The organism is Enterobacter sp. Bisph1, assembly GCF_000814905.1.
GTDB lineage: Bacteria > Pseudomonadota > Gammaproteobacteria > Enterobacterales > Enterobacteriaceae > Kosakonia.
Genome location: NZ_JXAG01000047.1, coordinates 132,285 through 151,199, shown reverse-complemented (window position 1 = coordinate 151,199; position 18,915 = coordinate 132,285). Strand labels below are relative to the sequence as shown.

Here is an 18,915-nt window from a genome sequence, read left to right as displayed (position 1 = left end):
TTAAATGGATTGAACAAATGATTTAAGGCTAGCAGCTGCGGCGCGAAGGGGTTTGCCAATAGCGGGCGTTATTTCTCGGTTGCCAGACACTGCAAATGGCCGTGACGCACGCCGCGTTGGGCTATCACATCATCGGCAAAGTGCTGAACCTCGCCCATTTTGCCTTTCAGCACGGCGATTTCGAGGCAGTCGTCGTGGCTGATATGCACATGCAGCGTAGCGACGGACAAGTCGTGGTGATGGTGCTGCGTGGCGACAATGCGGCTTGCCAGATCGCGCTTCTCATGTTCATAAACATAGGACAGCACGGCGTAACCCTGCTGCTGCTGATCTTCGACGGATTCCTGCGCAAGCGCGCCGCGCAAAATATCCCGCAGCGCTTCCGAGCGATTATGGTAGCCGCGTCGCGCGCTCAGGTTGTCCAGCGTATCGAGCAGATCATCATCAAGGGTTATGGTTACGCGTTGCATAGCGGCGTCCTGTTGAAGGAGAGGGGAAAGGCGGGCAGGACCGCTTGTTGCAGCGCTTGCCCGGCCGGTGAGTGAAAGCGCAGCGGTGAAGTGACATCGAGGGTTTCGACCAGCGCGCCGGATTCCATCACCATTACCCGCTGGCAAAAACGCTCGACCAGACGTAAATCATGGGTGATAAACAGGCAGGCGACGCCGGAACGCTGCTGTAAGCGCTGCAACAGGCGGATAACCCCGGCCTGCAGCAATACATCGAGACTGGAAACGGCTTCATCAAGAATCAGCAGCGTCGGTTCTACCGCCAGCGCCCGTGCCAGACACACGCGCTGTAGCTGACCGCCGCTGAGCTGTGGCGGGCGTTTATCGACAAGGGATGGATCCAGTTCCACCTCTTCCAGTAAGTGTGCCACGCGCGCCTGCTGTTCAGCCTTCGGGAGCGTTAACAGATGGCGCAGCGGTTCGCGCACAATCTCGCCCACGGTTTTGCGCGGGTTGACGGCGCTGACGGGATCCTGAAACACCATCTGAATATCGCGGCGAAACGCCTGACGGGCGCGAGCATTAAGCGTGTGCAGAGGCGTGCCTCGCCAGCGCACGTCACCTTCCGCAGGGGATTCCAGCCCCACCAGCAGCCGCGCCAGCGTGCTTTTGCCACAGCCGCTGCGCCCGAGCAGCGCCACGGTTTCACCGCTTTTGATTTGCAACGAGATATTCTCCAGCACCGGGCGCTGGTGATACGCGTGAGAAACACCGCAAACCTCAAGAAGATTCATTCCGTCAGCTCCAGTCCATACAGCGCCAGATGGGCCGCCACCAATTCACGGGTAAGCGGGTGCTGTGGGGCGCTGAACAGGCTTTCTACGCTTCCCTGTTCAATAATGCGCCCGTTGTTCATTACTGCGACATCATCCGCCAGGCGTGCTACAACGCCCATATCGTGGGTTACTAACAACATCCCGGGTCGCCGTTCGCCCATGATGCGCGCCAGCAGATCGAGAATGCGTGCCTGGGCGACGGCGTCGAGATCGGTGGTCGGTTCATCGGCGATAATAAAAGGCGCATCACTCAGCAGCGCCATGGCGATCATCATGCGTTGCAGCATGCCGCCGCTCATCTCGAAGGGATAGAGCGACAATACGCGTTCGGCATCTTCAAGCCCGACGGCATTCAGCGCCGCCAGTAGCGTCGCGCGCTCGGCGGGTTTTCCCAACGCGCGACAGGTTTCCAGCCCGTGAGCGGCCATGGTATGCAGCGGGTTAAAGGCGCTGCGCGGGTTTTGCATAATCGTGGCGATGGTCGCGCCGCGCAGAGAGTGTGGCGTTACGGGTTGGTCATCCAGCAGCAGCCGTCCGGCAGTTTGCCGCACGCCCGCAGGTAATACGCCGAGCGCTGCCGCGCAGGTCAGGGATTTACCGCTGCCGCTGCCGCCTACCAGCGCCAGTACGCGCCCACGATGCAGGGTTAATGACAGATCCGCTACCAGTGGGCGTTCCGCCTGCAGGGAGATATTCTCAAGCGTCAGTTGCGCAGGCATCAGTGGGCATGCTCCGTTTCCAGATGGGGATCGAGATGGTCGCGCAGGGCGTCGCCCACCAGGTTAAAGGCCATCACGCTGATAAACAGCGCCAGCCCCGGCCACACCATTTGCAGCGGCTGCGTCCAGATATACTGCCGAGCGTCATTGATCATCACCCCCCATTCCGGCGTTGGCGCGGTAACGCCAAGACCGAGGAATGACATCCCGGCGACATGTAGCATCATATGACCAATATCCAACGTCGCCAGTACCAGCAGCGAGGGAACCACCGCGCCCGCCAGGTGATCGCGAAAAATCTGCCCGTAGCCTGCGCCGCTTAACCGCGCCGCCAGCACATATTCGCGGCTGCGCAGAGAAATCACCAGGCTGCGTACCATTCGTGCGTACCACGCCCAGTGGGAAAGGGCGATGGCGATAATCACGTTGGTTAAGCCGGTGCCGAGCACGCCGACCATAAAAAAGGACAGAATCGACGTCGGAAAGGTCATAAAGATATCCGCCACGCGCATCACCGCCTGATCGATGCGCCCGCCAAGCAGCCCGGCGCAGCCGCCAGCGGTTAAACCGAGCGCCAGCACCAGCAGCAGACAGAGCATCACCGAACCCAGCGAAACGCGGGTGGCGGCCATTAACCGTGAGAAGATATCGCGCCCAAGATGATCGGTGCCGAGCCAGTGCTGGCTGCCCGGCGGCAGCAGGCGCGCGGGTAAATCAATACTTTGCGGATCGTACGGCGTCCACCACTGGCAGGTGAGGGCAATAAACAGCAGCAACAGCAGGATCAGCAGCGCAAAACGCACCGGCCAGCGGGCGGTGTTGAGAAAGTGCATCAGTGCGCTCCTTGATGAAGGCGAATACGCGGATCCAGCGCGGCGCTCAGCAGGTCAACCAGCAGATTGCACACCACGAAAACGATCACCATCACCAGCGTAAAGCACTGAATTACCGGATAGTCGCGGTTAAATATCGCCGACACCGCATAGCGGCCAATGCCGGGCCAGGCGAAGATGCTTTCAATAATCATCGTGCCGCCAATCAATTCGCCAATATGCATGCCCATGGCGGTGATCACCGGCAGCGACGCATTACGCAAAATATGCCGCCGCTCGGTCTGCTTATCGTTTAATCCGCGCAGCCGCGCCCAGGTGACATGGCGCTGCCCGGCGGCTTCCAGCATGCTGGCGCGCAGCAGGCGAGCGTTGATCGCAAGCGACATAAAGGCGATGGAAATGGCAGGCAAAATAAGGTGCTGCCAGCCGCCATAGCCCATCGCCGGTAGCCAGCGCAGATGCACGGAAAAGAACATCACCAGCAGGAAGGCGAGCCAGAAGTTCGGCATCGACACGCCAAGAAACGCTATCGCGCGCACCAGATAATCCGGCAGCCCGTCGCGATGCCGCGCCGCCCAGATACCAAGGGGCACAGAGGTGAGAAAAATCAGCACCAGCGCCGCGCCTGCAAGCTGTAAGGTGGCGGGCAGAAAGTGCAACACATCCTCCAGCACCGGGCGCTGGGTGGCATAGGAGATGCCGAAATCGAGATGCAACGCGCGCCACAGCCAGTGAAAATATTGGCTAACAAGAGGCTGATCCAGTCCCAGTTGTAAACGGGTGGCGGCGATCATCTCCGGCGTCGGCGGCAGGTTGGAGAGACGCAAATAATCCATCGCCGGATCCCCCGCGCCAAGACGCAGCAGCAGGAAGATCGCGACCGATGCGGCAAAGATCATCGGGATCAGCAACAGTAGCCGCTGGCATAAATAGCGGATCATTGCGCATCACCCGGGGTTATCTGCTCAAAGGGGATCTCTGAGGCGATAGGGGCAAACGGGATTGTGCCAAGCTGCGGTTTCGCTACCACCATCATTGAGATATAGCTAATGGGCAGATACACCGCATCGTTATGCAGGCGGGTAAGAATATCGCGGTACAGCGCCCGGCGCGCGGTTTCGTCGCTGGTGGTTAGCACCTCGCCAATCTCTTTATCGATAATGGCTTTATCTGCCAGACCGCGTTGCGCCTGGTAATCGGCGTGGGACGGCACACGCATCGAACTCATAAACGCATGGGGATCGTAGGGCGCGCCCCAGGTGCGGTTAAAAATCATGCCGAAACGGCCATCGCGCTGGCGGGCGTAAATGCTGCTCTCTTCTTCACCGACCAGCCCGACGTCAACGCCCACCTGACGCAAGTTGGCCTGAATAATCTCCGCCATCGATTTGCTCAGGGCATCGGTGCCGATATACGCCAGTTCGATATGCAGCGGCTGCCCGGCTTTTTCACGGATACTTTTGCCAGCGGGAAGCGTCCAGCCCGCCTTTTCTAACAGCGCGTTAGCCTGCGCCGGATCGTACCGGCGCGGCTTAAGGCCGATATTGGCATAGGGTACGGAAGGGGCGAACAGCGTGTCGGCAACCTGCTGGGTGCCGTACAGCGCGCCGGTGATAAGGGTTTGCTTATCGACGGCATAGTTCAGCGCTTCGCGCACCGCTAACTCATTGGTTGGCGTATGGGTTGAATTGAGCGCCAGCATCACCGTTTCAATCGGCGCGGAGAGCTGTGTGTGCCAGGCCGGATCCTGGCTAAAGCGCGCAAACGTATCCAGCGGCAGCAACCCTTCGTTGCCATACAGTAAATCGATATCGCCGGTCTCAAAGGCGACCGCGCGGCTGGTCGGGTCGGGGATCACTTTGATAATGATTTTTTCCAGCGCCGGTTTCGCCCCCCAGTAATGTTCATTGCGCACCAGCACGTCATACTGATTGAGCTTCGATTCCTGCAACATCCACGGCCCGGTGCCAATCGGCGCGTTAATGCCGTTCAGGGTTTCGTGGTTTTTAAACTGCGAGGGTGCGATAAAGCGAAACGGACGGGGCAGGGCGAGCTCTTGCAGGAACGGATAGTAGGCGCTTTTCAGGGTGATTTGTAACTGATTGGGGCTAAGGGCTTTGACGTCGGTGATTTGGTTAGCCAGTTCAAGCCAGGCATGGCGCGGGCGGTTATCGAGTACCGCGCGGAAGTTCTCCGCCGCCGCCTCGGCGTTAAACGGCTCGCCGTTGGAAAAGGTCACCCCGTCGCGCAGGGTAAAGACCCAGGTTTTGCCATCCTCCGAGCGCGTCCAGCTTGTCGCCAGCCAGGGCTTGATGCTGCCGTCGGCCTGATATTTTACCAACGGTTCATACACCATGCTTTGGGCAAACATCTGATTCGGCGTATAGAGATGGGGGTTAAGTGGGCCCACATTGACCGGCCATGCGGTAGTCAGCGTGTTTTGCGCCGCGAGAGCGGCAAAGGATGCGCAGAGCAGAAGCAGAGCGCCAGCCTGACGATAGAAAGACACGTTCGGTTTCCTGACGAAAGTCGGTGGCGAGAAAGTATGACGATTTTAGAGATTCATCATACGAAGAGTATGTTCTGGATCAAAAGCCCCGGTTTTAACAGGGATTTATCGTCATGCTCGCCGCAGGTCAGCGATAACGGAAAGGCGATAATGGTATGTTTGACGGCGCAGCGCGCTACGCCTTAAAAAGCTGCAACAGTAGCTCGACTTGTTCATCCAGCGGCGCGAGGTCTTTTTTTACCAGCAGATGCAGCGGCGTCGCGCGGCGAACGCCATGGTTCAGCGGCAAGATTTTAAGTACGCCGCTGTCGAGCATCGGTTGAATGCGCTCTTCTGGCAACCAGCCGTAGCCCACCTGGTACTGCACCGCTTCTATCGCCGCATCAATCGTCGAGAAGGTCCACGACTCTTGCGCCGTCGGGTTTTGCCGGTTATCACTCTCGGCAATACGGATCAGCGGCCAGGCGGCGAGCATCGTTTCACTCACCTGGTCTGCGGCGCACAAAGGATGATCGCGGTGGGCGACAGCGACAAAATCAACATTCATCAGCCATTCGCCGCGTCCGGTCATATCCATGCGGCGGGTTAAAACCATGACATCGGCCTGGGCATAAGCGGGCAGTTCGCTGGAGGCCGACTCCAGCACTTCCGTAAGCCTGACCTGAGTTTGAGGATAGCGCTGCTGGAACTGGCGCAAAATGGCAAACAACCGCGCGCGGGGGAAAATAGTGTCCACCACCAGATCCAGCCGCGTCCGCATGCCGTTACGCAGGGTTGCCGCTCGCGTCTCTACCCAGTTAAAGGCTTTTAATAGCGGCTTCACCTGGTTGAGCAGCAGTTCCCCCGCCGGGGTGAGTACCGCGCGCCGACCCTCCTGCATCAGCAGCGCTACGCCGAGGCGCTCCTGCAACAGCGCCAGGTTGTAACTGACCGAGGACTGGCTGCGATGGGTTTCTTCCGCCGCTTTAGCAAAGCTGCCCAGTTCCACCACTTTTTGCAGTAGCGTCCATTGTTCCAGCGTCGTCTTGTGCATAACCAATCTAAAAAGTGAATGAATTTGATGCAAATATAGCGTTATTCATTCGATTTTTGCAGGTGTACGCTCATTTTATTCCCTAAGGAGATTAAAAATGAGCACCTTTGATAAATACGATTTGAGCGGTTTCGTCGGCAAACATCTGGTTTATACCTACGATAATGGCTGGAACTACGAGATTTATGTGAAAAACGGCGAAACGCTGGATTACCGTATTCATAGCGGCATCGTGGCAGACCGGTGGGTGAAAGATCAGCATGCGTATATCGTTCGCGTGGGCGAAAGTATTTATAAAATTTCCTGGACCGAGCCAACCGGAACCGATGTCAGCCTGATAGTGAACCTCGGCGATCGCCTGTTCCATGGCACCATCTTTTTCCCACGCTGGGTGATCAACAACCCGGAAAAAACTGTCTGCTTCCAGAACGATCATATTGCGTTGATGGAGTCTTATCGCGCTGCCGGCCCGGCTTACCCGACAGAAGTGATTGATGAATTTGCCACCATTACCTTTGTGCAGGAGTGCGGGGAAAATAATGACAGCGTAATTAACTGCGCAGCCAGTGCATTACCCACCAGTTTCCCACAAAATTTGTCATAAAATTTTCACACTATTTGATATATTTTAGACCGTGGTGTTTGAAATAATTAATTGCACATTGATATTATTTTTTTGAAAATTGTTGATGTGCCGTTTAAATAAACTTGCTAACGCCTTTGTATACATTGCACGGGCGTTAAACATTTCATTTTTTTGACGGCGATCTCATTAAGAATTTTCTTTTTTAAAATCTAACTCTCTGTTTTTTATCGTTTATCGTTATTTTTGAACTTTCCCTCTTCTTCATTATCTTAACCTTGTCCTAATATTGAATTGCTAAGATTGATACACTAGCCCTAATCGTAATAAATGCTTCAAAAACGCGTTCATTATATTTTGGTTTAACATTCATGCGCCATTTTACTGCCCAGCCGCAACGTTTTTTTGTGGCGGTCTATTTTTGCGTTGATGACGCCAAGGAAAAGAGATGAGTGATTTTTTACCGTTCTCGCGCCCGTCAATGGGGGAGGAAGAGTTCGCAGCCATTCAGCAAGTGCTGGCATCCGGCTGGATCACGACAGGCCCCAAAAATCAGGCGCTGGAAGAAGCTTTTTGCACGTTAACGGGTAACCGCCACGCCATTGCCGTCAGTTCGGCGACGGGCGGTATGCACGTCACCCTGATGGCGCTGGGTATTGGCGCCGGGGATGAAGTGATTACTCCCTCGCTGACCTGGGTTTCGACCCTCAATATGATTGTGCTACTCGGCGCGACGCCGGTGATGATTGACGTTGATAAAGAGACGCTGATGGTCACGCCAGAAGCCGTTGAGGCCGCGATTACGCCGCGCACCAAAGCGATAATTCCCGTGCATTACGCTGGCGCGCCGGTGGACATTGATGCTCTGCGCGCCATTGGCGAGAAGCACGGTATTCCAGTGATTGAAGACGCCGCACATGCTGCCGGAACCTACTACAAAGGGGAGCACGTGGGTGGGCGCGGCACCGCTATTTTCTCCTTCCACGCGATAAAAAATATGACCTGTGCGGAAGGCGGGCTGGTAGTGACCGATGACGAAGAACTGGCGCAGCGTATTCGCAGTCTGAAATTCCACGGTCTCGGCGTCGATGCGTTTGACCGCCAAACTCTCGGGCGCGCCCCGCAGGCGGAAGTGATCTCCCCCGGTTTTAAATACAACCTCGCCGATATCAACGCCGCCATTGCGCTGGTGCAACTGGGTAAACTGCCCGCCGCCAACGCCCGCCGCGAGGAGATAGCCCAACGTTATCTGCAGGAGCTGGCGGATACGCCGTTCCAGCCGCTTGCGCTGCCATCGTGGCCCCATCTGCACGCCTGGCACCTGTTTATTATCCGCGTTGATGAGCAACGGTGCGGCATTTCCCGCGACGCGCTGATGGAAACCCTGAAAGCGCAGGGTATCGGCACCGGGCTGCATTTCCGCGCGGCGCATACCCAGAAGTACTACCGCGAACGTTTCCCCATTTCTTTACCTAATACGGAGTGGAACAGTGCGCGCATCTGTTCCCTGCCGCTTTTCCCGGACATGACCCATGACGACACAACCCGCGTCATTCACGCGCTCCGCACCATTGCAGGGCGCTGATATGTTTACTTTACCGCCAGTAGAAAAAGTCTCTGTAGTGATCCCGGTCTACAACGAGCAGGAGAGTTTGCCGGAGTTAATTCGCCGCACCACTGACAGCTGCGATCTGCTGGGCATTGATTATGAAATTTTGCTGGTTGATGACGGCAGCAGCGATGATTCAGCGAGGATGTTAACGGAAGCGGCTGAGCTGCCCGGCAGCCATATTGTCGCGGTACTGCTGAACCGCAACTACGGTCAGCACTCGGCGATCATGGCCGGTTTCAGCCATGTTACCGGCGATTTAATCATCACCCTGGATGCCGATTTGCAAAACCCGCCGGAGGAGATCCCGCGGCTGGTGGCGAAAGCCAACGAAGGGTATGACGTGGTGGGTACGGTGCGGCAAAACCGCCAGGACAGCCTGTTTCGTAAAATGGCCTCGCGCAACGTCAATCGCCTGATCCAAAGAGCCACCGGTAAAGCAATGGGCGATTACGGCTGTATGCTGCGCGCCTACCGCCGCCATATTGTCGATGCCATGCTGCACTGCCATGAACGCAGCACCTTTATCCCGATCCTCGCCAATACCTTTGCCCGCCGCGCGGTAGAAATCCCCGTGCAGCACGCGGAGCGTGAATTCGGCGATTCCAAATACAGCTTTATGCGCCTGATAAACCTGATGTACGACCTGGTGACCTGCCTGACGACCACGCCGCTGCGCTTGCTGAGCGTATTCGGCAGCGTGATCGCGGTGCTCGGCTTCTCGCTATCGGTGCTGCTGGTGCTGCTGCGTCTGGCGTTTGGCGCGCAGTGGGGTGGAGAAGGGATGTTTATGCTGTTCGCCATCCTGTTCACCTTTATCGGCGCGCAGTTTATCGGCATGGGGCTACTTGGGGAGTATATCGGGCGCATCTATAACGATGTGCGCGCGCGCCCCCGCTACTTTATTCAACGTGTTGTCCGTCAGGATCATCAAGTTTCGCAAGAGGAAGAAAATCAATGAAAGCCGTTGTCTTTGCTTATCACGATATGGGCTGTGTCGGTACACAGGCGTTACTGGATGCAGGTTTCGAGATTGCGGCGATTTTTACCCATCCCGACAGTGCAAACGAAAACCACTTTTTTGGTTCGGTGGCGCGTATCGCCGCTGAGCGCGGTATTCCAGTCTATGCCCCGGAAGATGTGAATCACCCTTTGTGGGTTGACCGCATTCGCGAACTGAATGCGGATGTGATTTTTTCCTTCTATTACCGCAACTTGCTGTGCGACAGCATTCTTGAAACCGCGCGTGTCGGGGCGTTTAACCTGCACGGCTCGCTGCTGCCTGCCTACCGTGGGCGCGCACCGCTGAACTGGGTGCTGGTAAACGGCGAAAGCGAAACCGGCGTGACGCTGCATCGCATGGTTGCGCGTGCGGACGCAGGTGCCATTATCGCGCAACAGCGCGTGGCGATTGAAGAGAATGACGAAGCGTTATCCCTGCATCGCAAACTGGCGGAAGCGGCCAAAGGCATGCTGGGAAGCGCGTTGAGCGCCATCAAAACGGGCACCTTTAGCGAAACGGCGCAGGATGAGAGCCGGGCCAGCTACTATGGTCGCCGCACGCCGGAAGATGGCCGTCTGGACTGGGAAAAACCGGCGCAGACGCTGCAAAATCTGGTGCGAGCGGTCTCCGATCCGTGGCCGGGTGCGTACAGCTTCGCCGGAACGCACAAGTTTATTGTCTGGAAATCTCGTGTGCGTAAGGACATCGCACCGGCGCGTGCCGGCACGGTGCTTTCCGTTGCGCCGCTGCTGGTCGCCTGCGCGGATGGCGCGCTGGAAATTCTTACCGGCCAGGTAGAAAACGGCGTGTATATGCAGGGCGCACAGTTGGCGCAATCCTTAGGCCTGGTGGCGGGCGCGCTGCTGACCAGCAAACCGGTAGTGGCGGTAAAACGTCGTACTCGCGTGCTGATCCTCGGTGTAAATGGCTTTATCGGTAACCATTTGACCGAACGCCTGCTGAGCGATGATAACTACGAGATTTACGGTCTCGATATTGGCTCTGACGCTATCAGCCGTTTCATGGACTGCCCGCGTTTCCATTTTGTTGAAGGCGATATCAGCATTCACTCCGAGTGGATTGAGTACCACATTAAGAAATGCGACGTGGTACTGCCGCTGGTGGCGATCGCGACACCGATTGAGTACACCCGTAACCCGCTGCGCGTGTTTGAACTGGATTTCGAAGAGAACCTGAAAATCATCCGCGACTGCGTGAAGTACAACAAACGCATCATTTTCCCGTCGACATCGGAAGTGTACGGTATGTGTACTGACGATAACTTCGATGAGGACAACTCGAATCTGGTGGTTGGGCCTATCAATAAACAGCGCTGGATCTACTCCGTGTCCAAGCAGCTGCTTGACCGGGTACTTTGGGCCTATGGCGACAAGCACGGTCTGAAGTTCACCCTGTTCCGTCCGTTTAACTGGATGGGACCGCGTCTGGATAACCTCAACGCCGCACGTATCGGCAGCTCGCGCGCTATTACTCAGCTGATCCTCAACCTGGTGGAAGGTTCGCCAATTAAGTTGATTGAGGGCGGCAAACAGAAACGCTGCTTTACGGATATTAGCGACGGTATCGAAGCGCTGTTCCGCATTATCGAGAACAAAGATGGCCGCTGCGACGGGCAGATCATTAACATCGGCAACCCGGACAACGAAGCCAGTATTAAAGAGCTGGCGGAGATGCTGCTGGCCAGCTTCGAAAAACACCCGCTGCGTGACCGTTTCCCGCCCTTCGCCGGTTTCCGCGAAGTGGAGAGCAGCAGCTATTACGGCAAAGGTTATCAGGATGTGGAGCACCGCAAACCGAGTATTCGTAATGCCAAACGCTGCCTGCAGTGGGAGCCGACCGTGGATATGCGCCAGACTATTGACGAAACGCTGGATTTCTTCCTGCGTACCGTTGAACTGACGGATGAGAAATAAGCATGAAGTACATCGGCTTGCGGATTGATGTCGATACGTTTCGCGGTACGCGTGATGGCGTGCCGCGCCTGCTGGACATCTTAAAGAAGCACAATATTCAGGCCAGCTTTTTCTTTAGCGTTGGACCTGACAATATGGGGCGCCATATCTGGCGCCTGCTAAAGCCGAAATTTCTCTGGAAGATGCTGCGCTCGCGCGCAGCGTCACTCTACGGCTGGGATATTTTACTGGCGGGAACCGCCTGGCCCGGCAGGCTGATTGGTGAAGGTAATGCGGAGATCATTCGCAAAACCGCGCAGGCGCACGAAGTGGGTCTGCATGCCTGGGATCATCATCGCTGGCAGTGCTGGAGCGGCACGTGGGATCAGGCGCACCTGGAGGCGGAGATCGAGCGTGGATTACTGGCGCTGGAGCAGATCATTGGCCGTTCGGTGACCTGTTCCGCCGTGGCGGGCTGGCGCGCCGATCAGCGGGTGGTGCAAGCCAAATCTCATTTCAATTTCCGCTATAACAGCGACTGTCGCGGTACGCAACCCTTTCGTCCGCTGCTCACCGAAGACACTTTCGCCGCACCGCAGATTCCGGTCACGCTACCGACATGGGATGAAGCCGTGGGGATTGCCGTTACGGCGCAAGACTACAACCGTTTTATTCTCGACAGTATGCACCGCAATACCGGTACGCCGGTATATACCATCCATGCCGAGGTCGAGGGCATTATCGGCGCGGAGGGTTTTGACGAGCTGTTAACCATGGCGAAGCGCGAAAACATCGCTTTTTGCCCGTTAAGCCAGCTTCTGCCGGAGTCGCTGGACACGCTACCGCCAGGTAAAGTGGTACGTGGAGGCGTAGTTGGCCGTGAAGGCTGGCTGGGTTGCCAACAACTTTTAGGTTAGGACTATGAAATCCACTCGCTATGGACTGGCGCTGATTGCGCTGTTCGCGCTTTACTATCTGGTTCCGCTGGAGTATCGCCTGCTGTGGCAGCCCGATGAGACTCGCTACGCAGAGATCAGCCGTGAAATGCTCAACAGCGGCGACTGGATTGTGCCGCACTTCCTCGGCCTGCGTTATTTTGAAAAGCCAATAGCCGGGTACTGGATCAATAACCTTGGCCAGTGGCTATTTGGTCACAACAACTTCTCCGTGCGTTTTGGTTCAGTGTTGTCCATCACCCTGTCGGCGCTGCTGGTGGGCGCGCTGGCGTGGAAAATGTGGCGCGATAAACGCACCGCCGTGCTGTCGTCGGTGATCTTCCTGACAGCGTTTCTGGTGTATGGCATCGGTACTTATGCGGTACTGGATCCGATGATCACCCTGTGGATGACGCTGGCAATGTTCAGCTTCTGGCAGGCGGCGCAGGCCAATACGGCACGGGGTAAATTCGGCGGATATCTGCTGCTCGGCGTGGCGTGCGGCATGGGCGTGATGACCAAAGGGTTTCTCGCGCTGGCGGTGCCGGTGATTGGCGTACTGCCGTGGGTTATTGTCGCGAAACGCTGGAAAGAGGTGCTGAGCTGGGGCTGGCTGGCGGTTATCTGCTGCGTGCTGACGGTACTGCCCTGGGGGCTGGCGATTGCGGCGCGGGAACCTGATTTCTGGCGCTACTTCTTCTGGGTGGAACATATTCAACGCTTTGCCCAACAGGATGCACAACATAAAGCGCCGTTCTGGTATTACATCCCGTTTTTAATCGCCGGTTCGTTGCCGTGGCTGGCGCTGTTACCCGGTGCGCTGAAGCGCGGCTGGCTGGCGCGAAAAGTGGGGAACCAGGATGCGTTTTATCTGCTGGGATGGGTGGTCATGCCGCTTATCTTTTTCAGCATCGCCAAAGGCAAGCTGCCGACCTATATTCTGCCCTGTTTCGCCCCGCTAGCGATACTGATGGCACGTTATGCCGTGGAGATTGCCCACAGCGGCAGCCGCGTGCTGCGCGCCAATGCGTGGATCAATATCGCTTTTGGCCTGACGGTGTTTATTGCGGCGTTGGTTGTCTCGCCCCTTGGATTCCTGAAACATCCCGTCTGGACGGAGTTAGAGGTCTATAAAGCAGCGCTGGCGGCCTTTGCCTTCCTTGCCTGGGCGCTGGTCGGGCTATTTACCTTGCGCTCAAGCGACAAGCGCTGGTCCTGGGCCGCGCTGTGTCCGCTGGCGATTGCCCTGCTGGTGGGGATCGTTGTCCCGGATAAAGTGATGGACTCCAAGCAACCGCAGTTCTTGATTAACTTTATCAACGAACCGCTGATGCCGAGCCGCTATGTGCTGACCAATAATGTTGGTGTAGCTGCCGGGCTTGCCTGGGAGCTGAAGCGAACCGATATTATTCTGTTTGATGCGCGCGGCGAGTTAACCTACGGTATGGCCTATCCTGACGGCGAAGGGCGTTTTGTTAGCGAGGAGGATTTTGCCAGGTGGTTGGCGCTACATCGTCGGGAAGGGGTGATTTCACTTATCCTGCACCAGTCTAAACCCGACGACTATATGCACATGTCGCTCCCGAAACCGGACAATATTTATGTACAAGGGCGTATGGTCTTTATTCAGTACTTGCCACAATGATAAGTGAAGCCCAATGAGCAACTGGCTATGGCTTGCGCTGGCAAGCCTGTTGAGCTGCGCAGGCCAGCTGTGCCAGAAACAGGCGACGCGTCCCGCGCCGAACGGCCAGCGCGGCAGACATCTTGGCCTGTGGCTGGGGTTAGCGCTGGCGGCGCTCGGCGCGGGTATGGCGCTGTGGCTGCTGATATTACAACGCATTCCTGTCGGCGTAGCCTACCCGATGCTGAGCCTCAATTTTGTCTGGGTGACGCTGGCGGCGCGTTTTATCTGGCGTGAGCCAGTGAGCGTCCGTCATGGCATTGGCGTGGCATTGATTATCGCCGGGATTATCTTGCTGGGGAGCTCGTTATGAAAGGCCTGCACTGGGCGTTGTTCAGCGTGCTGCTGGTAAGCGGCGCACAACTATTGTTGCGTTATGCCATGGTATCGCTGCCGCCGGTGGAGCTTAGCGAGTCTTTTATCCGGGCGCTGCTGCAACCGCAGAAAGGTACGCTGGCGCTGGTGCTTGGGCTTGCCGGTTATCTGGCTTCGATGGGCTGTTGGTATCTTGCCCTGCACCGTTTACCGCTGAGTAAAGCCTACGCGCTACTCAGTCTGAGCTATATCCTTGTGTGGGCGGCGGCCATCTGGCTTCCCGGATGGCACGAACCTTTTTCTCTGCGCGGCGGTATCGGCGTGCTGGTGATTATAGCGGGCGTTCTGGTTATTTTTCTGCCCGCCCGTCAACGATAAAATCTACCCTGGCAGACGGCTTTTCGGCCGTCCTGGACCAAGCAAAATCGCCAGTTTGCTGCCGCCGGTGGTGGTTTCCATCCAGATTTTACATACGCTGGTCAGCGGCACTGATAGCAGCATACCTATCGGGCCAAGCAACCAGCCCCACACCAGCAACGATAAAAACACCACCAGCGTCGACATGCCCAGCCGATGACCCATCATCCGCGGCTCAAGAATATTGCCAATCAGCATATGCACCACCAGGAACAGCACGCCGACCATCACGCACTCATAAGTGCCGTTAAACAGCAGCGCCTGGATCATCGGCGGAATAGCGGAGATCACGGAACCAATATTGGGGACGTAATTCAGCAGAAACGCCAGCACACCCCACATCAACGCGAACTGCACTCCCAGCATTACCAGTCCGACCCAGACAATCACGCCGGTCCATACGCTAAGTAACGTTTTCAGCGCCAGATAGTGAGACACGCCTTTCAGCGCGCGGTGCAATCCGGCGATATGAATCTGCGGATTGTTAAGGGCGAAGCGCAGTTTGTACGGTACATGGCGCACTTCAAACAGCATAAACACCACCGTCATTACCAGCAGCACGATGCTGGCCATGGCGTTGGAAAGCTGGGTCGCCATGGTAGTGGCAAAACCCATCAGCCGCTCGGAGTCCATCCGTTGCAGCATTCGTTCCGGCGACATATGCAGATGAAGAAACGGCATGGCATCCTGAAGCTGAAGAAATTTACGCGTGAGCTCGCGGTTGTACTTCGGCATCAGGGTCATAAAGTCATTGATCGACGCGGCGAGCACACCGAACAGGGCGGTGAGGAAAATCAGCATCACCAGCACCACAATGCTTATCGCTACGGGGCGCGATACGCCGCGACGCAAAAACCAGGTGACCAGCGGATTGAGGACAATGGCAAAAAAGAGCGCCAGCAACAGCTGGACGATAATATCGGCTGCGGCATGGATACCGGCCAAAATAATCACCAGCGAAGCCAGTTTTAACAAGATATGTAGACCCGCCCGATCGGGCTGAGGAAGTGTCATAGTAAATTCCTTAAATCATCGGCCTGTTAATTGTAGTGCGCCGCCGCGCCTTCGCTTGCTGGAGCTAATCTTAAAGTGAGTGCTGATTTCTGTTTGCTGACGTGATAATAGTGAAACACTGTTGTGAAAATCTGAGTAAAACGCCATGCCTGTTGTACCCGCCGCCGAACCGGCGCTTAGCGGATTGCGCCTCAATCTGCGGATTCTCTCCGTCGTTATGTTTAACTTTGCCAGCTATCTCACCATTGGCCTGCCGCTGGCGGTGCTGCCCGGCTATGTCCATGATGTGATGGGCTATAGCGCCTTCTGGGCGGGGCTGGTGATCAGCCTGCAGTACTTCGCCACGCTGTTGAGCCGACCGTATGCCGGGCGCTATGCCGATCTGCTGGGGCCGAAAAAAGTGGTGATTTTCGGGCTGTGCGGCGCGTTTCTCAGCGGTTTGAGCTATTTACTGGCGGGGCTGGGCGGTACGGCAAGCGTCGCTGGCTTACTCCTGCTGTGCCTGGGTCGGGTGATTTTGGGGATTGGCCAGAGTTTTGCCGGTACGGGTGCCACGCTCTGGGGCGTCGGCGTCGTCGGATCGCTACATATTGGCCGGGTGATATCCTGGAACGGTATTGCCACCTACGGCGCAATGGCCCTTGGCGCGCCCCTTGGCGTACTCTGTTATCACTCAGGGGGGCTACAGGGGCTTGCACTGCTGATTATGGGCGTCGCGCTGCTGGCGGTGCTACTGGCGCTGCCGCGTCCGGCGGTGAAAGCCAGCAAAGGCAAACCGTTGCCTTTTCGCGCTGTGCTGGGGCGTGTTTGGCTCTACGGTATGGCGCTGGCGCTCGGTTCTGCCGGTTTTGGCGTGATCGCCACGTTTATCACCCTCTATTACGATGCAAAAGGTTGGGAAGGTGCGGCCTTGGCTCTGACGTTATTTAGCTGTGCGTTTGTGGGTACCCGCTTGTTATTCCCCAACGGCATTCAACGCGTCGGCGGAATAAATGTGGCGATGCTCTGCTTTGTCGTCGAAACCATCGGGCTGGTGCTGGTAGGACTGGCGGTTGAACCGTGGATGGCGAAAACGGGGGTATTTCTTGCCGGAGCCGGTTTCTCGCTGGTGTTTCCTGCGCTCGGCGTAGTGGCGGTCAAAGCCGTGCCGCAGCATAACCAGGGATCTGCGCTGGCGACCTACACGGTATTTATGGATTTATCGCTGGGGATAACCGGGCCGCTGGCGGGGCTGCTGATGGCACGAGCGGGCGTTTCCTCAATCTATTTCGCCGCCGCAGGGCTGGTGACGATCGCCTTGCTGCTGGCCTGGCGTTTAAAACAGCGGCCCGTATTGCTGAGTGAATAACGAAAAAGGGAACCTGACGCTTACCATCGATAACGAACCCCATGTTGTAGGTGGGGTTCTTTTTGAGTCGATGGTGTGTTGGAATTAGCCTTTGTGTCTGGCGCTCAGTTATTTTTATAAGGCTTTTTTGCGTTTATATTCAGTATTGTGTTGCTGATTCCGTGTTTTAGTCTGTTCCCATAAATGAAATTATCTCTCTATCTCCTTAATGAGACAAAGATAATTTCAGATGATCATAAGCTTGATACGGCGCACGTCGTTCAGACATGGGATCGGTATTATCCCCCCGTTTATGCTAAAGGAATCGAGGTGGCAATATGGGGCGGGATGAAATTGATGGCATTAAGCAAGGACATTATAAGGACAAAATAACAGCAGGGACACCCAGTTGCAGCCATGTTCAGGGAGCATTGTTAAATGGTCGTCCCGCTCCGTTGCCGTTTCCTGCTCTGATATACCAGACCGTGCGTCAGATGGATGATTATCACGCCAAAGATATGCATTACGGCGATCTGGATGTACTGACATTAAGAAATGTTTTCCGGATTGACGTCGATGAAGTCTCCATGAAAGTAAACCCCCGCACTCTTAAGGTGAAAGAACCTGTAGCTCCTTTCGCTTTTTCCTTATCTCACGTCCGTCCCAAATTTCAGCTAAAACCGAGGCCATTGGTCAACAGTAACGAGGCAGCGGCGTTGATATTCGATGAGTTCCGTGAACTGGCGAAGCTGTTTGCTTTTCAGGGTGAATACCGGTACGTCATTGCAGAAATGATTAGCCATATGCAGGGAAACAGCGGAAAGCCCTTCAGCAGCCTCCTTTTGGACAAGGCATTGAAAGAGCAAATTCTTAATGACCGTACTCAACAAAGCACTGTAATGAGAATAAAAAGAGTAATCAGCCTTTACATGAGCAGTGAATATTCGCTTTATCCATTAAAATATAAAGACAAATTCAAAGAAGAAATAGGTAAGCGTTCTATTTTGCCGAAATTTAACCGGTTGAACGATTTTACAAACGGCTTGGTCATTACTGTGCATGATATATGGGCCACGCATATTACCCTGCAATCGCTGGAAGTGAAGGGTGACAGCTACCGGGCCAAAGTGCATTACCGCGTTCAGGATCACTTTGGACTTGATGAAGCGGATGTTCAGAATGAGCTGTTCCGCCGGTTCCGTATTTTTCGCTTGTGGTTTGTTCTGCAGCGCTGGCAGAAGTACGGGTTTAGGCCGTTTATCACGGAGATGAATGCAACCGTGGAGATATCAGGTAGGCGCGGTGAATAAGAGACTTATTACAGGCATTATTACAGCAACTGCCTGTGGCTATCTGCTCTGGCATTATCTGACGCCAGTGGAGATTGTTGCTGTGCATGACGGAAATACCCTACTGGTCAAGCATTTTCCCTTCTTCAAAAGCCAGCAGATCGCCTGGTGGGAGTCGAATAAGTCGTTGATTAAGAAAAAATATGGCATTCCACATAAAGATCGTAATGGTTACTACACTGTTTATATACTGGATTTCGGAGAAGGCTATCGCAGGGAGCAGGGCACCGATGGGGATGCAAATCTGTTGTGCTTCGATGATATGACTGTAATGGCACGGTGTATCGATAAGAGGCCGCTGATGTCATTAGGAAGCGCCCCGAATGCCGTTATGTATTACGACTAATAAAAGGGAACCTGAGGTTCCCTTTTTACCGCGTCGTGAAT

At 55.6% G+C, this 18,915-nt stretch carries 19 protein-coding genes; 11 read left to right on the top strand and 8 right to left on the bottom strand.

The annotated features are described in order from the left end of the window. Positions 1-68 precede the first annotated feature (68 nt). The 7 genes from nikR to RW65_RS16095 all read right to left on the bottom strand — a co-directional run bounded on the left by nikR (position 69) and on the right by RW65_RS16095 (position 6,379). Positions 69-470 (bottom strand): nickel-responsive transcriptional regulator NikR, encoded by a 402-nt coding sequence (gene nikR, locus RW65_RS16125; protein WP_039057804.1) that lies wholly within the window; start codon positions 468-470, stop codon positions 69-71. Next, positions 458-1,243, bottom strand: coding sequence for a nickel import ATP-binding protein NikE (gene nikE / locus RW65_RS16120; RefSeq protein WP_039057803.1), 786 nt, complete (start codon positions 1,241-1,243; stop codon positions 458-460). Before nikE ends, nikR begins: the two co-directional genes overlap by 13 nt. After that, positions 1,240-2,004 (bottom strand): nickel import ATP-binding protein NikD, encoded by a 765-nt coding sequence (nikD, locus tag RW65_RS16115; RefSeq protein WP_039057802.1) that lies wholly within the window; start codon positions 2,002-2,004, stop codon positions 1,240-1,242. Before nikD ends, nikE begins: the two co-directional genes overlap by 4 nt. Continuing rightward, positions 2,004-2,837, bottom strand: a complete 834-nt coding sequence (gene nikC, locus RW65_RS16110; RefSeq protein ID WP_039057801.1) for a nickel ABC transporter permease subunit NikC — start codon at positions 2,835-2,837, stop codon at positions 2,004-2,006. The genes nikD and nikC overlap by 1 nt, the downstream gene beginning before the upstream one ends. Continuing rightward, positions 2,837-3,778 carry a nickel ABC transporter permease subunit NikB gene (nikB, locus tag RW65_RS16105; RefSeq protein ID WP_039057800.1) on the bottom strand — a complete coding sequence of 314 codons (942 nt, stop codon included), beginning with the start codon at positions 3,776-3,778 and terminating at the stop codon, positions 2,837-2,839. The genes nikC and nikB overlap by 1 nt, the downstream gene beginning before the upstream one ends. Then, entirely contained in the window at positions 3,775-5,346 is a 1,572-nt protein-coding gene (nikA, locus tag RW65_RS16100; protein WP_039057799.1) for a nickel ABC transporter substrate-binding protein, read from the bottom strand. Before nikA ends, nikB begins: the two co-directional genes overlap by 4 nt. Positions 5,347-5,521: 175 nt before the next feature. Then, the gene (locus RW65_RS16095; RefSeq protein WP_039057798.1) at positions 5,522-6,379 is read right to left on the bottom strand and encodes a LysR family transcriptional regulator; all 858 of its coding nucleotides are present in this window, start codon (positions 6,377-6,379) and stop codon (positions 5,522-5,524) included. Positions 6,380-6,476: 97 nt separating this feature from the next. Between RW65_RS16095 and RW65_RS16090 the strand changes: the two genes are divergently transcribed. The 8 genes from RW65_RS16090 (at position 6,477) to arnF (ending at position 14,799) form a co-directional block, all read left to right on the top strand. Then, positions 6,477-6,983 carry a phenolic acid decarboxylase gene (locus RW65_RS16090; protein WP_039057797.1) on the top strand — a complete coding sequence of 169 codons (507 nt, stop codon included), beginning with the start codon at positions 6,477-6,479 and terminating at the stop codon, positions 6,981-6,983. Between the two features lie 427 nt (positions 6,984-7,410). Further along, positions 7,411-8,547, top strand: coding sequence for a UDP-4-amino-4-deoxy-L-arabinose aminotransferase (gene arnB / locus RW65_RS16085; RefSeq protein WP_039057796.1), 1,137 nt, complete (start codon positions 7,411-7,413; stop codon positions 8,545-8,547). A 1-nt stretch (position 8,548) separates the two neighbouring features. Further along, positions 8,549-9,532, top strand: coding sequence for an undecaprenyl-phosphate 4-deoxy-4-formamido-L-arabinose transferase (gene arnC, locus RW65_RS16080; RefSeq protein WP_039057794.1), 984 nt, complete (start codon positions 8,549-8,551; stop codon positions 9,530-9,532). Next, on the top strand, positions 9,529-11,508 hold the full coding sequence (gene arnA, locus RW65_RS16075; protein WP_039057793.1) for a bifunctional UDP-4-amino-4-deoxy-L-arabinose formyltransferase/UDP-glucuronic acid oxidase ArnA: 1,980 nt from the start codon (positions 9,529-9,531) through the stop codon (positions 11,506-11,508). The genes arnC and arnA overlap by 4 nt, the downstream gene beginning before the upstream one ends. A gap of 2 nt (positions 11,509-11,510) precedes the next feature. Beyond that, entirely contained in the window at positions 11,511-12,404 is an 894-nt protein-coding gene (gene arnD / locus RW65_RS16070) for a 4-deoxy-4-formamido-L-arabinose-phosphoundecaprenol deformylase (RefSeq protein WP_039057792.1), read from the top strand. Positions 12,405-12,408: 4 nt separating this feature from the next. Further along, positions 12,409-14,067 carry a lipid IV(A) 4-amino-4-deoxy-L-arabinosyltransferase gene (gene arnT, locus RW65_RS16065; protein WP_039057791.1) on the top strand — a complete coding sequence of 553 codons (1,659 nt, stop codon included), beginning with the start codon at positions 12,409-12,411 and terminating at the stop codon, positions 14,065-14,067. A gap of 13 nt (positions 14,068-14,080) precedes the next feature. Continuing rightward, a complete protein-coding gene (gene arnE, locus RW65_RS16060; RefSeq protein ID WP_039057789.1) occupies positions 14,081-14,419 on the top strand; it encodes a 4-amino-4-deoxy-L-arabinose-phosphoundecaprenol flippase subunit ArnE in 339 nt (112 codons plus the stop codon). Further along, positions 14,416-14,799 (top strand): 4-amino-4-deoxy-L-arabinose-phosphoundecaprenol flippase subunit ArnF, encoded by a 384-nt coding sequence (arnF, locus tag RW65_RS16055; protein WP_039057788.1) that lies wholly within the window; start codon positions 14,416-14,418, stop codon positions 14,797-14,799. Before arnE ends, arnF begins: the two co-directional genes overlap by 4 nt. Positions 14,800-14,802: 3 nt before the next feature. Here the strand turns inward: arnF and RW65_RS16050 are convergent, their stop codons facing one another. After that, positions 14,803-15,852, bottom strand: coding sequence for an AI-2E family transporter (locus tag RW65_RS16050; protein ID WP_039057787.1), 1,050 nt, complete (start codon positions 15,850-15,852; stop codon positions 14,803-14,805). Between the two features lie 145 nt (positions 15,853-15,997). Between RW65_RS16050 and RW65_RS16045 the strand changes: the two genes are divergently transcribed. The 3 genes from RW65_RS16045 (at position 15,998) to RW65_RS16035 (ending at position 18,874) form a co-directional block, all read left to right on the top strand. Next, positions 15,998-17,200 carry an MFS transporter gene (locus RW65_RS16045; protein ID WP_039057786.1) on the top strand — a complete coding sequence of 401 codons (1,203 nt, stop codon included), beginning with the start codon at positions 15,998-16,000 and terminating at the stop codon, positions 17,198-17,200. Between the two features lie 317 nt (positions 17,201-17,517). Continuing rightward, complete coding sequence (locus RW65_RS16040; RefSeq protein WP_082022460.1) at positions 17,518-18,489, top strand: DUF3289 family protein; 972 nt, start codon at positions 17,518-17,520, stop codon at positions 18,487-18,489. Next, positions 18,482-18,874 carry a DUF943 family protein gene (locus RW65_RS16035; protein WP_039057785.1) on the top strand — a complete coding sequence of 131 codons (393 nt, stop codon included), beginning with the start codon at positions 18,482-18,484 and terminating at the stop codon, positions 18,872-18,874. The genes RW65_RS16040 and RW65_RS16035 overlap by 8 nt, the downstream gene beginning before the upstream one ends. Positions 18,875-18,915: the final 41 nt, after the last annotated feature.